Source organism: Allobosea sp., assembly GCF_017308075.1.
Lineage (GTDB): Bacteria > Pseudomonadota > Alphaproteobacteria > Rhizobiales > Beijerinckiaceae > Allobosea.
This window is the reverse complement of record NZ_JAFKFX010000038.1, coordinates 61,338-74,735: the sequence shown is the minus strand read 5'-3', so window position 1 is coordinate 74,735 and position 13,398 is coordinate 61,338. Positions and strand designations below refer to the sequence as shown.

Genomic DNA, 13,398 nt, shown 5'->3' with positions numbered 1-13,398 from the left:
CCGTGAGAGGCGCGATCGGCACCAGCCTTTTCGAGGCCCTGGGTGTTCATGGGTTCCGGGCTCAGGCCTTCGGCCTGCCCCGGAATGACGGCGCGTTGCTCAGCGCGGCAGGATGGTCTCGCCCATCAGGTGCTTGTCGATCGAATGCGCCATCTGGCGACCCTCGCGGATCGCCCAGACCACCAGCGACTGGCCGCGACGCATGTCGCCGGCGGCGAAGACCTTCTCGACCGAGGTCTTGTAGGCCAGCATGTTGGCCTCGACATTGCCGCGCCCGTCGAGCTTGACGCCGAGGCTGGCGAGCAGGCCGTCATGCACCGGCGAGACGAAGCCCATGGCGAGCAGGACGAGATCGGCCTTGAGGTCGAACTCGGTGCCCGGGATCGGCTTGAAGCCGGCATCGACCTTGGCGCAATGCAGGCGCTTGACCTTGCCGTTCTCGCCCGAGAACTTCAGCGTGCCGATGGCGAAGTCGCGCTCGGCGCCTTCCTCATGGCTGGAGGAGGTGCGCAGCTTCAGCGGCCAGTTCGGCCAGGTCAGCTGCTTGTTCTCCTTCTCCGGCGGCTGCGGCATGATCTCGATCTGGGTGACCGAGAGCGCGCCCTGGCGCACCGAGGTGCCGATGCAGTCGGAACCGGTGTCGCCGCCGCCGATGACGACGACATGCTTGCCGCCGGCGAGGATCGGCTTGGCATTGCCCGTGGTTTCCGGCTCGCCGCCATTGCGGCGGTTCTGCTGCGGCAGGAAGTCCATGGCGAACTGGACGCCGTCGAGGTCGCGGCCCTCGATCGGCAGATCGCGCGGCTTCTCGGCGCCACCGGTCAGGCCGATGGCGTCGTACTGCGCGAGCAGCTCCTGCGGGTCGATGTCGATGCCGACATTGACGCCGTAATGGAAGACCACGCCTTCGGCCTCCATCTGCTTCACCCGGCGCTCGACATGCGACTTCTCCATCTTGAAGTCGGGGATGCCGTAACGGAGCAGGCCGCCGGCGCGGGCCTGGCGCTCATAGACATGGACCTCGTGACCGGCGCGGGCGAGCTGCTGCGCGGCGGCGAGGCCGGCGGGACCGGAGCCGATCAGGGCGATCTTCTTGCCCGTCTTGACCGCGGCCGGCTCGGGCTTGATCCAGCCCTCCTGCCAACCCTTGTCGACGATGGCGCATTCGATCGACTTGATGGTGACCGGGGTATCCTCGAGATTCAGCGTGCAGGACGCCTCGCAGGGAGCGGGGCAGACGCGGCCGGTGAACTCCGGGAAGTTATTGGTCGAGTGCAGGTTCAGCAGCGCCTCGCGCCACTTGTCGTTGTAGACGAGGTCGTTCCAGTCCGGGATCTGGTTGTTCACCGGACAGCCATTGTGACAATACGGGATGCCGCAGTTCATGCAGCGCGCCGCCTGGTCGCGGGTCGCTTCGGCGCCGAGCGGGATCACGAACTCCTTGTAGTTCCTGATCCGGTCGGAGGCCGGGAGATACTTCCGGTCGCGCCGGTCGATTTCAAGAAAGCCGGTTACCTTGCCCATCGTCTCACTCCGCCGCGACCGAGACGCCGGCCTGGGCCCGCTCGATTTCCATTAGCGCCCGCCGATATTCGACCGGCATGACCTTGACGAATTTGGGCAGGTACTCCGCCCAGTTCTCCAGAATTGCCTGTGCCCGTGCCGACCCGGTGTATTTCAGGTGGTCGGCGATGAGCTGGTGCAGACGCTCGGCGTCATAGCCCGACATGTTGGCCATGACGTCGATGCGGCCCTTGAACTCGAGGTCGCCGCCGTGATGGTAGAGGCGCTGGGTCAGCTCTTCCTCCTCCGGCACCGGCTCGAGATCGACCATTGAGAGGTTGCAGCGCTTGGCGAAACTCTTGTCCTCGTCGAGCACATAGGCGATGCCGCCGGACATGCCGGCCGCGAAGTTGCGGCCGGTCTGGCCGAGCACGACGACGACGCCGCCAGTCATGTATTCGCAGCCATGGTCGCCGGTGCCCTCGACCACCGCGATCGCGCCAGAATTGCGCACCGCGAAGCGCTCGCCGGCGACGCCGCGGAAATAGCACTCGCCGGAGATCGCGCCGTAGAGCACGGTGTTGCCGACGATGATCGCGTCCTCGGCGACGGTGCGCGACTTCGGGTCGGGGCGGATGATCAGCTTGCCGCCGGACAGGCCCTTGCCGACATAGTCGTTGGCCTGGCCGGTGAGGTCGAGCGTCAGGCCGCCGGCGACCCAGGCGCCGAAGCTCTGGCCGGCGGTGCCGGTGAGCTTCACCGTTATCGCATCCTCGGGCAGGCCGGCCGCGCCGTGGCGCTTGGCGATCTCGCCGGAGATCATCGCGCCTGTCGAGCGGTCGACATTGCGGATCGTGCTCTCGATCACCACCGGGGCGCCGCTGTCGAGCGAGGCGCCGGCCTTGGCGATCAGGGTGCGGTCGAGCACCGACTCGATCGGGTGGACCTGGCGCTCGACATTGCGGATGGCGACACCTTCGCCGGCTTCAGGCTTGTGGAAGATGCGGGCGAAGTCGAGCCCCTTGGCCTTCCAGTGGTTTATCGCCTGCTTCTTGTCGAGCCAGTCGGAGCGCCCGACGAGCTCGTCGAAGCTGCGCACGCCCATCGCGGCCATGATCTCGCGCACGTCCTCGGCGAGGAAGAAGAAGAAGTTGATGACGTGCTCGGGCTGGCCCTTGAAGCGCTTGCGCAGCACCGGATCCTGGGTGGCGACGCCGACCGGGCAGGTGTTGAGATGGCATTTGCGCATCATGATGCAGCCGGCGGCGATCAGCGGCGCGGTGGCGAAGCCGAACTCGTCGGCGCCGAGCAGCGCACCGATGACGACGTCGCGCCCGGTGCGCAGGCCACCATCGACCTGCAGCGCGATGCGGCCGCGCAGCTTGTTCATCACCAGGATCTGGTGGGTCTCGGCGAGGCCGATCTCCCAGGGCGAGCCGGCATGCTTGATCGAAGTCAGCGGCGAGGCGCCGGTGCCGCCTTCATAGCCGGCGATGGTGATGTGGTCTGCGCGGGCCTTGGCGACGCCGGCGGCGACGGTGCCGACGCCGAGCTCGGAGACCAGCTTGACCGAGACGTCGGCCGCCGGGTTGACGTTCTTCAGGTCGAAGATCAGCTGCGCCAGATCCTCGATCGAGTAGATGTCATGGTGCGGCGGCGGCGAGATCAGGCCGACGCCCGGGGTCGAATGCCGGACCTTGGCGATGCGGGCATCGACCTTGTGTCCGGGCAGCTGGCCGCCCTCGCCGGGCTTGGCGCCCTGCGAGACCTTGATCTGCATCATCGCTGAATTGACGAGATATTCGGTGGTGACGCCGAAGCGGCCGGAGGCGACCTGCTTGATCGCCGAGCGCATCGAGCGCCCGTCCGGCAGCGGCACGAAGCGCTCCGGCTCCTCGCCGCCTTCGCCGGTGTTCGACTTGCCGCCGATCGCGTTCATCGCCAGCGCCAGCGTCGAATGCGCCTCATGGCTGATCGAGCCGAAGGACATGGCGCCGGTCGAGAAGCGCTTGACGATCGAGGCCGCGCTCTCGACCTCTTCGAGCGGCACAGCCTGATGGCCGAGCTCCTCGGCCATCTTCAAATGGAACAGGCCGCGAATGGTCGAGAAGCGCTGGCTCTGGTCGTTGAGCAGGTCGGAATAGGCCTTGAACTTGTCGCGGGCATTGCCGCGCACCGCATGCTGGAGCAGCGAGATGTTCTCCGGCGTCCAGGCATGGTCCTCGCCGCGGATGCGGTAGGCGTATTCACCGCCGACATCGAGCGCATCGCGATAGACCGGCGAGTCGCCGAAGGCGTCGCGATGGCGGCGCACGGTCTCCTCGGCGATCTCGGCGAGGCCGACGCCCTCGATCGAGGAGATGGTGCCGCGGAAATACGCGTCGATGAACTCCGAGCGCAGGCCGACCGCGTCGAAGATCTGGGCGCCGCAATAGGACTGGTAGGTCGAGATGCCCATCTTCGACATGACCTTGAGCAGGCCCTTGCCGATCGACTTGATGAAACGCTTGACCACCTCGTAGGCGTCGACCTCCGGCGGGAACTCGCCGGCCTCGAGCAGCGCCTCCATGGTCTCGAAGGCGAGATAGGGGTTGATCGCCTCGGCGCCGAAGCCGGCGAGCAGGGCGAAGTGGTGGATCTCGCGCGGCTCGCCGGATTCGACGACGAGGCCGACAGAGGTGCGCAGGCCCTTGCGGATCAGGTGATGATGGACGGCCGCGGTCGCGAGCAGCGCCGGGATCGGGATGCGGTCCGCGCCGACCTGCCGGTCGGAGAGGATGATGATGTTGTAGCCGCCATGCACCGCCGCCTCGGCGCGCTCGCAGAGCCGCGCGATCGCGCCTTCCATGCCGTTCGCGCCTTCGCGCGCCGGATAGGTGATGTCGATCGTCTTGGTGTCGAAGCGATCCTCGTAATGACCGATGCAGCGGATCTTCTCGAGATCGTCATTGGTCAGGATCGGCTGGCGCACTTCGAGGCGCTTGCGGCGCGAGGTGCCCTCGAGATCGAGGATGTTCGGGCGCGGCCCGATGAAGGAGAGGAGGCTCATCACGAGCTCTTCGCGGATCGGGTCGATCGCCGGATTGGTGACCTGGGCGAAGTTCTGCTTGAAATAGGTGTAGAGCAGCTTCGACTTCGAGGAGAGCGCCGAGATCGGCGTGTCCGTGCCCATCGAGCCGACGGCTTCCTGTCCGGTCACCGCCATCGGCGCCATCAGGATCTTGGTGTCTTCCTGAGTGTAGCCGAAGGCCTGCTGGCGATCGAGCAGGGCGACGTCGGTGCGCGAGGCGCGGGCCTCGACCGGCGGCAGCTCTTCCAGAACGATCTGGGTGCGCTTCAGCCAGTCCTTGTAGGGATTGGCCTGGCAGAGGCTCTGCTTGATCTCGTCGTCGCCGATGATGCGGCCCTCTTCGAGGTCGAGCAGCAGCATCTTGCCGGGCTGGAGCCGCCACTTCTGGACGATCTTCTCCTCCGGGATCGGCAGCACGCCGAACTCCGAGGCCAGCACGACGAGCCCGTCATCGGTGACGAGATAGCGGGCCGGGCGCAGGCCGTTGCGGTCGAGCGTCGCGCCGATCTGGCGGCCATCGGTGAAGGCGATCGCCGCCGGACCGTCCCAGGGCTCCATCAGCGCGGCATGGTATTCGTAGAAGGCGCGCCGGCTCTCATCCATCAGCGGGTTGCCGGCCCAGGCCTCGGGTACCAGCATCATCATGGCGTGGGCGAGCGAGTAGCCGCCCTGGACCAGGAATTCGAGGGCGTTGTCGAAGCAGGCGGTGTCCGACTGGCCCTCATAGGAGATCGGCCAGAGCTTGGAGATATCGGCGCCGAAGAGCTCGGAATCGACCGAGGCCTGACGGGCCGCCATCCAGTTGACGTTGCCGCGCAGCGTGTTGATCTCGCCGTTATGGGCGACCATCCGGTAGGGATGGGCGAGGCGCCAGGACGGGAAGGTGTTGGTGGCGAAGCGCTGGTGGACGAGGGCGAGGGCGCTCTCGAAGCGCGGATCGGTCAGGTCCTTGAAATAGGAGCCGAGCTGGGTGACCAGCACCATGCCCTTGTAGACGATGGTCCGGCAGGAGAAGGAGACCGGGTAATAGGTCGCGGTCGCCCGATCCTGGCGCTTGTAGACCTTGTTCGAGACCGACTTCCTGAGGACGTAGACCTTGCGCTCGAAATCGTCCTCGTCGGAGATCTCGGCCGGGCGGCCGACGAAGATCTGGCGATGGGTCGGTTCGGTTTCCTTGACGGCTTCGCCGAGGTCGCTGTTGTCGACCGGCACGTCGCGCCAGCCGAGGAAGATCAGGCCTTCCTCCTCGACGGTTTGGGCGACGATCTCCTCGCAGACGGCGCGGTTCTCGGCGTCCTGCGGCATGAAGAACTGGCCGATGGCGTAATGGCCGGGCTCGGGCAGCTCGATGCCGATCTTCGCGCATTCTTCCTTGAAGAAGCGATGCGGGATCTGGGTGAGGATGCCGCAGCCGTCGCCGAGCTTGGGATCGGCGCCGACGGCGCCGCGATGGTCGATATTGTGCAGAATCTGCAGGCCCTGCGCGACGATCGCATGGCTCTTGCGGTTCTTCATGTCGGCGATGAAGCCGACGCCGCAGGCATCATGCTCATTCGACGGATCGTAGAGCCCCTGGCGCTCCGGCATGGCGGGGTCGCGGACAACAGGGAAGCGCTCGAGGGATTTCTCGACCGCAGGCCTGGTGACCAGGTTCGATCCGTTGCGTTCGCGCATCGTCAACTCCGCTGCCGAAGGGGGCCGGCTAGCGCCAGCGCCCGTCAAGGTTTCACACGGTTTCGTGCCTCGGCCGGTCCGCCCTGCTCGCTTTGGCGAGGAACGGGCCGGCTTCGTCTCGTTTTCGAAGGTCGCTTGCGCCTTGTAGTCCCGCGCCCGCGCCCTTCGCAGGCGCGCAGGCTGCTAGGCCCAGTCGCGCCTGGTCAGGCCGACGTTTTACGGGCGGCGCGCGCACGGATGGCTTCGGCGATATTGGCCATGCCTTCCGTCATGCTCCGCTCCATCATTTGGCGGTCAGCCGGCCAAGCTCGCCGGTCGCCGCTCGCTGAAAAATGGGACAGCATCACTGTCCTAACGTCTCGAACTTGCCAGAATTCCAATCTGGGCACAAGCGGCGATTTTGCACTGCATCGAAATTTTATTGCTAATTGCGTTAGCGCTTCGACATTTTCACATCATTGTCCGGCTTGGGCCAGCCCGGAAGTTGTTCCTGTGGCTTCATCGTGAACTGCGAGGGTGGCATGGCCGTGCAGCGCGCAAGCGGTAGCGCAGTCCGGGACGATCCCCGACAAAAGCTGCGAAGCTGCTTTCGCGAAACGGTGCCATGAACTTCATCAGCGACAATCTCGCCGGGGCGAGTGCTCCGGTCCTGCAGGCGATGCTGGCTGCCAATGACGGGTTCGCCGCGGCCTATGGCAACGACGCCTGGACGAAGCGGGTCGAGGCGCTGTTCGCCGATCTGTTCGAGCGCGAGGTCGCGGTCTTCCTGGTCACGTCGGGCACGGCGGCGAACGCGCTGGCGCTGGCGAGCCTGGTCCAGCCCTGGGGGGCGGTGCTCTGCCATCACGAGGCGCATGTCGCCGCCGATGAATGCGGGGCGCCGGAATTCTTCAGCGGCGGGGCCAAGATCGTCGGCCTGCCGGGCGATGGCTGCAAGCTCGCGCCGGACGTCGTCGCGGACCAGCTTTCGCGCATGCGGCCGGACTCGTTGCACCAGGTGCAGCCGCAACTCCTGTCGATCACCCAGGCGACCGAATGCGGGCTGGTCTATCGGCCGGACGAGATCGCGGCGCTGAAGGCGGCGATCGCGCCGCACGGGCTGAAGCTGCACATGGACGGCGCGCGCTTCGCCAATGCGGTTGCGCGCCTTGGCTGTTCGCCGGCCGAGCTCACCTGGAAGGCGGGCGTCGACGTGCTCTCCTTCGGCGGCACCAAGAACGGCGCCCTGGCGGCCGAGGCGGTGGTTTTCTTCGAGCCGAAAGCCGCGGCCGAGATGCCCTGGCGGCGGAAGCGCGCCGGCCACACCCTGTCGAAGGGCCGGCTGATCGGCGCCCAGTTCGAAGGCCTGCTGGCCGACGGGCACTGGCTCGACCTCGCCGGCCATGCCAACGCCATGGCCGACAGGCTGGCCGCCGGCATCGCGACGCTTGGAAGCATCCGGCTCGCCTGGCCCAGCGAGGCCAACGAGGTCTTCGCGATCCTGCCGGAGGCTCGCCGAGACCAGCTCAGAACGCGCGGCGTGCAGTTCCTGGACTGGGCGGACGGGGCGCTGCCGGAAGGAGAGGGGCTGGCGCCCGGCGAAACGATCGGTCGTTTCGTCTGCTCCTTCGCGACGAGGCCGGACGAGGTCGAGCAGTTGCTGGCGATCATCGCCGAGGCTTGAAAAACCCGGGAATCACTGGATTGCGACCGGATTCGTGCCGCAAGCACGCCGTAATCCTTACCGAGAACTGAAGCCTGAGATTCTGCCGTACAAGGACAGGACCATGGCATTCTTCACTACGCCGGAGCGCGGTTCGAAGGATTTGCGCCGCCGTCTCGCCGGGCTGGCCATCGCCGCCACGACCCTGGCTGCGGCCGGCCCGGCGCTGGCCCAGATCGATGATTACGGTGGCGGCTACGCTTATTACGGCCGGGGCTATGAGCGCGATTACGGCTATGAGCGGCGCTATGATTATGCGCCGCTGCCGCCCGCGCCGATCCCGCAGCGCGCGATCGGGCGGGTCGCGGCCCGCGAATTCGGACTCGCCAGGGTCGACCGCACGATCGCGACGCGTTCCTCCTATGTCGTCGACGGCACCGGCCGCGATGGTGCCAGGGTTCGCCTGATCCTCGACCGCTATAGCGGCGAGCTGATCGACCGGATCGTGCTCGGGGCGCCGATGCGCAGCGCCCGGCTCGATCCGCAGATCGAGCGGCCCGCGCAGCGGCTGATTCCGCGTCCGCCGCCGCGTCCGGCCGAGTTGAAGCCGCCGGCCGAGGCGAGCGCTCCGGCGACCGTGGCGCCGCCTTCGCCGGCGGCGCCCGCCGCCCCGGTGGCGGTGCCGGCAAAGCCGCTCGCCGTGCCCGCCGTGGCACCCAAGGAGATCGGCAAGCCGACGCTGGTCAATCCCCAGGATGTCCGTAATGCCGACGGGCCGGAGCTGGCGCCGCCGCTGGCTCGTGCCCACCCGAGCGGAATCCCGGTGCCCGACACCACCGTGCCTCCGGTGCGGATCGAGGGGACCAAGGCGGAGGCGCCGAAATCGGACATGGTGCCGGTCGCGCCGCTGAACTGAGGGGCCGGCGAGGCGCTCCGCAGGCCCAGAGCATCTCCGCGGTTCTCTGAAACGCGAAATGCTCTGGTTCTTTGTTTTATCGCATTTTCTTCACGCGAGCCGGTGCCCACTTCGCTCGAAAATGCTCCAGCTTCGCATAGAAAAAAGGCCTCCCGGGTTTCCCGGGGAGGCCTTCTGGTTTCTGGCGGGCGCAGTTCGCGCCGTGCGGCGGTTACGCCGCCTGCTTGGTCGCGACCTTGGCCTCGATCACCTTGGCGCCCTGCGCACCGATCGGAATCAGGCGTGGCTTCTTGGCCTCGGGAATCTCGCGGACGAGGTCGATATGGAGCAGGCCGTTCTCGAGGCTGGCGCCGGTCACCTGGACATAGTCGGCGAGCTGGAAGCGGCGCTCGAAGGCACGGGCGGCGATGCCCTGATGCAGGACCTCGCGCTTCTCGGCGCCCTCGGCGGTTTTCTTCTCGCCGCGGACGGTGAGAGCGTTCTCCCTGCTCTCGATGGAAAGGTCGGCCTCGGCGAAGCCGGCGACGGCGATCGAGATGCGATAGGCGTTGTCGGCGGTGCGCTCGATATTATAGGGCGGGTAGGTCGGCGCATTGTCGACGCTGGTGGCCTGGTCGAGCAGCGAGAACAGGCGGTCGAAGCCGACGGTCGAGCGATAGAGCGGGGAAAGATCGTAGGAACGCATGATTGTCCTCCAGAGGAAGCGACAGAGTGTTCAGCCCGCCTCGCCATGAGCGCGGGCCTCGGTTGCAGTCTCGCGCAGCCGGTTCCGGCCTGCGCATGACTGATCTGGGGGAGGGTTTCGGGCTTTTCAAGACCCCTGCGAGAGGGGCATAAGCAGCTTATCCGCCAGCTGGACGTGCCGATGGCCGAAGCCGAATTCTTCCACGACGCCGGCTACCCCGTTCCCGGCCATGGCAAGGTCTGGTTCGCTCCGACCGCGGATGGCGCGCGGCTGCGCCTCGCCAGCTGGCATCCGACCGTCAGGCCGGCTCGGGGCACGGTTCTGATCGCGCAGGGGCGGGCCGAGTTCATCGAACGTTATAGCGAGACCATCGCCGAGCTGCGCCGGCGCGGTTTCCATGTCATCGCCTTCGACTGGCGTGGCCAGGGCGGTTCGCAGCGCTTCACCGACCGGCCGCGCCGCGGCCATGTCGGGCGCCTGAGGGAGTATGAGCGCGACCTGGCTCTCGCCACCGCCGAGATGCGGGAGCGGCTGCCGGCCCCCTATTTTGCTCTGGCGCATTCGATGGGGGCAGCGCTCTGCCTCGACGCGGCAAGGCGGCAGGCCCTGCCGGTCGCAAGGCTGGTCGCGCTGGCGCCGATGCTCGGCATCGCCATGATCGGGCGTCCGCGTGCGGCAAGGCTTCTGGCTTCCGCGCTCTACTGGCTCGGCTTCGGCAAGGCCTTCGTGCCGGGCGGCGGTGAAACGGCGATCGGCACCAAGCCGTTCGAGGGCAACCGGCTGACGGGCGATCCGGTACGCTATGCCCGCAATGCGGCGCTCTCCGCCGCAGCGCGCGAGCTCGCCATCGGCGATCCCAGCGTCGGCTGGATCCGGACCGCCTTCGAACTGATGGACCGGCTCGCCGCGCCGCGCGCGCCGCTTGAGGTGCGGGTGCCGACGCTGGTGATCGCCGCGGGGCGCGATCCGGTCGTCTCGACGCCGGCGATCGAGCGTTTCGCCGCCAGGCTCAAGACCGGCTCGGCGCTGGTGCTGCCGACGGCCCGTCACGAGATCCTGATGGAAAGCGACGCGATCCGGGCCCAGTTCTGGGCAGCCTTCGATGCCTTCGTCCCCGGCGAGCGGCTGGAAGCGGCGGCTTCAGCCGGCGAGCAGCTCGAGCGCGGCCTGATGCAGGGCCTTGTTGCCGGCGGCGAGGATGGTCCCGCCCTGGGCGGCGCTGCCGCCGGTCCATGAGGTGACGATGCCGCCGGCGCCCTCGATGATCGGGATGAGCGCGACGATGTCATAGGGCTTCAGCCCGCTTTCGATCACCAGATCGACATGGCCGGCGGCGAGCATGCAGTAGGCATAGCAGTCGCAGCCATAGCGGGACAGGCGCACGGCGCTCTCGACACGGCCATAGGCCTCTTTCTCGGCGCCGGCGAAAAGGTGAGGGCTCGTGGTCATCAGCGTCGCCTCGGCGAGCGTCGCGGTCGCGCGGGTATGCAGTTCACGCGGGCCGCCCTGGCCTTCATAGCGGGCTTTGCGGCCGTCGCCGGAGAAGCGCTCGCCGGTGAAGGGCTGGTTCATCATGCCGTAGACCGGCACGCCTTTGCGGGTCAGGCCGATCAGCGTCCCCCAGACCGGAATTCCGGAGATGAAGGCGCGGGTGCCGTCGATCGGATCGAGCACCCAGACATATTCGGCATCGGCATTCTCGGTGCCGAACTCCTCCCCGAGCACGCCATGCTCAGGGAAGCTGCGCTTGATCAGATTGCGCATCGTCGCCTCGCCGGCGCGATCGGCCTCGGTGACGGGATCGAAATTGCCGCCGGCCGATTTGTCCTCGGTCGTGTGCATGGAACGGAAGAAGGGCAGGATCGCCTGGCCGGACGAGGTGGCGAGCCCGGCGACGAACTCCCTGAAATCGACCGCGCTCATCGCCTCTTCCTCGTCTCGCTGTCCGGCCGTTGCTGCGGGGCCGGGCGCCGCCTGAATCCTTCATGCGTTCCGCCCGGCCGGAAGACAAGCCGCCTGCGTCGCCCGCGCCGATCTGTGTCTGTTGCATGCCTGAGGCACGTTTCATCGGCGGGCTTGCGTTTTTGCGACGCAGCGTCTATTGTGCACTGCGAAGGGGAGATGACCTCAAACCTTCGTTGCCCTCCTTGGGCGTTTCCTCCCTAGACTTGGGCCGCCACGCCAGTGAGCGGCCCTTTTTCTTGCCGAATCGCCGGAGAGGCGTCTATTCCGCCGCCTGTCGCCAGTCGCCGAGCCAGCCGCTCCAGCGCGCAAAGCATTCCGCCATGGCGGCATTGATCACCTGTTGCAGGGCGGTGAAGCCGGCATTCGGCTCGAGCGTCGTCTCGTCCATGTAGAGCGCGCGGTTGATCTCGATCTGCAGCGCATGCACGCCGCTGCCGGGGGCGCCGTAATGCTCGGTGATGAAGCCGCCGGCATAGGGGCGGTTGCGGGTGACCTTGAGGCCGGCACGGCGGAAGGCCTCCTCCGCGGCTTCGACGACGAAGCCGGCGGCGCTGGTGCCGAAGCGGTCGCCGAGGATGACGTCCGCCTTGGCGAGGCCATCGCGGTCGAGCCCGGTCGACGGCATGGAATGCGCATCGACCAGCACGCAGGTGCCGAAGGCGGACCGGGTGCGGTTCACCAGATGACGCAGGCCGGCGTGATAGGGCCGGTAGAGCTCCTCGATCCGTGTCAGCGCGACCTCGACCGGGATCCGGCCCGGATAGATCTCGTGCGCATCGCCGACAATGCGCGGGATCGTGCCGAGGCCGCCGGCGACGCGCAGCGAGCGGGTGTTGGCGAAGCCGGGCAGCCGGCCCTCGAACATGCGCGGGTCGAGCTCGAAGGGCTCGCGGTTGAGGTCGAGGAAAGCCCGGGGAAACTCGGCGATCAGCAGCGGCGCGCCGAGGGCGACCGCGTGCCGGAAGAGCAGGTCGACATAGGCGTCCTCCGAGCGCCGCAGCGAACGCAGTGGCAGGCGCGAGCTCTCGACGAAGGCGGCGGGATAATGCCGTCCGGCATGGGGAACGTCGACGACCACGGGCACCACCTGCAGGGCAGGCTGATGGAGCGTGAACGGGCGCTCGATCTCGGCGATCACGCTTTCAGGATGCGGCGGAAAATGTTCAGTGGGCACGGTCATTTCAAACGACTGAAGCACAAAGCGGGCCGGGGTTGAAGCCGGCTGCTGGCGACGGCGAGACTCGCTGCCGTTCATCGCTTGTTTACTGTACTGGGCGTTAATAAGGGCGCATGAACCTGGAAGGCGCTCGCCGGTGGTAGAGCCGCTGGCGCCGGCTGGGGTCGGCGCGGTCCGGGGCGGCGGGACGGCCGGCCCGGTTTCAGGGAATGACGAGGCGAGCGAATCAGGTGTGGCCGGAGGCTGCGCCCGGCGCGCGTCAGCGCAACAAGACGGACGATGCAGGCGCCATGACGAAGATTCTCCTCGCCGAAGACGACAATGATATGCGCCGCTTCCTGGTCAAGGCGCTGCAGAATGCCGGATACGACGTCGCCTCCTTCGATAACGGGCTTTCCGCCTATAATCGTTTGCGCGAAGAGCCGTTCGAGCTGTTGCTGACCGATATCGTGATGCCTGAAATGGACGGCATCGAGCTCGCCAGACGGGCCACCGAACTCGATCCCGACATCAAGGTGATGTTCATCACCGGTTTTGCCGCTGTCGCGCTGAACCCGGATTCGCAGACGCCGAAGGATGCCAAGGTGCTGTCGAAGCCCTTCCATCTGCGCGAATTGGTGACCGAGGTCGAGAAGCTGCTGGCTGCCTGAGCGGGCGTGACACGCTTCTTGGCGACAAGCCGACGAAGCGCCTTGCAAGGCGGCGCGCGACTCGTTATAGCCGCCTCACTCGCAACGAAGCCGCCTCCGGGCCGGCCTCGTTCCAG

9 protein-coding genes are annotated in these 13,398 nt (G+C 67.0%); 4 read left to right on the top strand and 5 right to left on the bottom strand.

Going from position 1 to position 13,398, the window contains the following annotated elements; all coding sequences use genetic code 11:
- Nucleotides 1–99 precede the first annotated feature (99 nt).
- Nucleotides 100–1,524: a glutamate synthase subunit beta gene (locus J0J10_RS19780; protein WP_291648495.1), complete on the bottom strand. Its 1,425-nt coding sequence runs from the start codon at nt 1,522–1,524 to the stop codon at nt 100–102.
- Nucleotides 1,525–1,528: 4 nt separating this feature from the next.
- Entirely contained in the window at nt 1,529–6,247 is a 4,719-nt protein-coding gene (gene gltB / locus J0J10_RS19775; RefSeq protein ID WP_465247227.1) for a glutamate synthase large subunit, read from the bottom strand.
- A gap of 604 nt (nt 6,248–6,851) precedes the next feature.
- Between gltB and J0J10_RS19770 the strand changes: the two genes are divergently transcribed.
- Entirely contained in the window at nt 6,852–7,910 is a 1,059-nt protein-coding gene (locus J0J10_RS19770; protein WP_291648493.1) for a threonine aldolase family protein, read from the top strand.
- Between the two features lie 103 nt (nt 7,911–8,013).
- Complete coding sequence (locus J0J10_RS19765) at nt 8,014–8,805, top strand: hypothetical protein (RefSeq protein ID WP_291648491.1); 792 nt, start codon at nt 8,014–8,016, stop codon at nt 8,803–8,805.
- Nucleotides 8,806–9,016: 211 nt separating this feature from the next.
- Here J0J10_RS19765 and J0J10_RS19760 read toward each other — a convergent pair whose 3' ends face one another.
- Nucleotides 9,017–9,490 (bottom strand): Hsp20 family protein, encoded by a 474-nt coding sequence (locus tag J0J10_RS19760; RefSeq protein WP_291648489.1) that lies wholly within the window; start codon nt 9,488–9,490, stop codon nt 9,017–9,019.
- Between the two features lie 180 nt (nt 9,491–9,670).
- Between J0J10_RS19760 and J0J10_RS19755 the strand changes: the two genes are divergently transcribed.
- Nucleotides 9,671–10,726, top strand: coding sequence for an alpha/beta fold hydrolase (locus tag J0J10_RS19755; protein WP_291648487.1), 1,056 nt, complete (start codon nt 9,671–9,673; stop codon nt 10,724–10,726).
- Here the strand turns inward: J0J10_RS19755 and hisN are convergent.
- Nucleotides 10,631–11,413, bottom strand: a complete 783-nt coding sequence (hisN, locus tag J0J10_RS19750; protein WP_291648485.1) for a histidinol-phosphatase — start codon at nt 11,411–11,413, stop codon at nt 10,631–10,633. The genes J0J10_RS19755 and hisN overlap by 96 nt on opposite strands.
- Nucleotides 11,414–11,714: 301 nt before the next feature.
- Nucleotides 11,715–12,629 carry an N-formylglutamate amidohydrolase gene (locus J0J10_RS19745; protein WP_465247226.1) on the bottom strand — a complete coding sequence of 305 codons (915 nt, stop codon included), beginning with the start codon at nt 12,627–12,629 and terminating at the stop codon, nt 11,715–11,717.
- A 293-nt stretch (nt 12,630–12,922) separates the two neighbouring features.
- On the opposite strand from J0J10_RS19745, the gene cpdR reads away from it, so the two are divergent.
- Complete coding sequence (gene cpdR, locus J0J10_RS19740) at nt 12,923–13,282, top strand: cell cycle two-component system response regulator CpdR (RefSeq protein ID WP_291638577.1); 360 nt, start codon at nt 12,923–12,925, stop codon at nt 13,280–13,282.
- Nucleotides 13,283–13,398: the final 116 nt, after the last annotated feature.

What these genes read in the sequence shown, in the direction of transcription:
- J0J10_RS19780 (WP_291648495.1), bottom strand. Translation starts at nt 1,524, where the DNA reads ATGGGCAAGGTAACCGGCTTTCTTGAAATCGACCGGCGCGACCGGAAG.
- gltB (WP_465247227.1), bottom strand. Translation starts at nt 6,247, where the DNA reads ATGCGCGAACGCAACGGATCGAACCTGGTCACCAGGCCTGCGGTCGAG.
- J0J10_RS19770 (WP_291648493.1), top strand. Translation starts at nt 6,852, where the DNA reads ATGAACTTCATCAGCGACAATCTCGCCGGGGCGAGTGCTCCGGTCCTG.
- J0J10_RS19765 (WP_291648491.1), top strand. Translation starts at nt 8,014, where the DNA reads ATGGCATTCTTCACTACGCCGGAGCGCGGTTCGAAGGATTTGCGCCGC.
- J0J10_RS19760 (WP_291648489.1), bottom strand. Translation starts at nt 9,490, where the DNA reads ATGCGTTCCTACGATCTTTCCCCGCTCTATCGCTCGACCGTCGGCTTC.
- J0J10_RS19755 (WP_291648487.1), top strand. Translation starts at nt 9,671, where the DNA reads ATGGCCGAAGCCGAATTCTTCCACGACGCCGGCTACCCCGTTCCCGGC.
- hisN (WP_291648485.1), bottom strand. Translation starts at nt 11,413, where the DNA reads ATGAGCGCGGTCGATTTCAGGGAGTTCGTCGCCGGGCTCGCCACCTCG.
- cpdR (WP_291638577.1), top strand. Translation starts at nt 12,923, where the DNA reads ATGACGAAGATTCTCCTCGCCGAAGACGACAATGATATGCGCCGCTTC.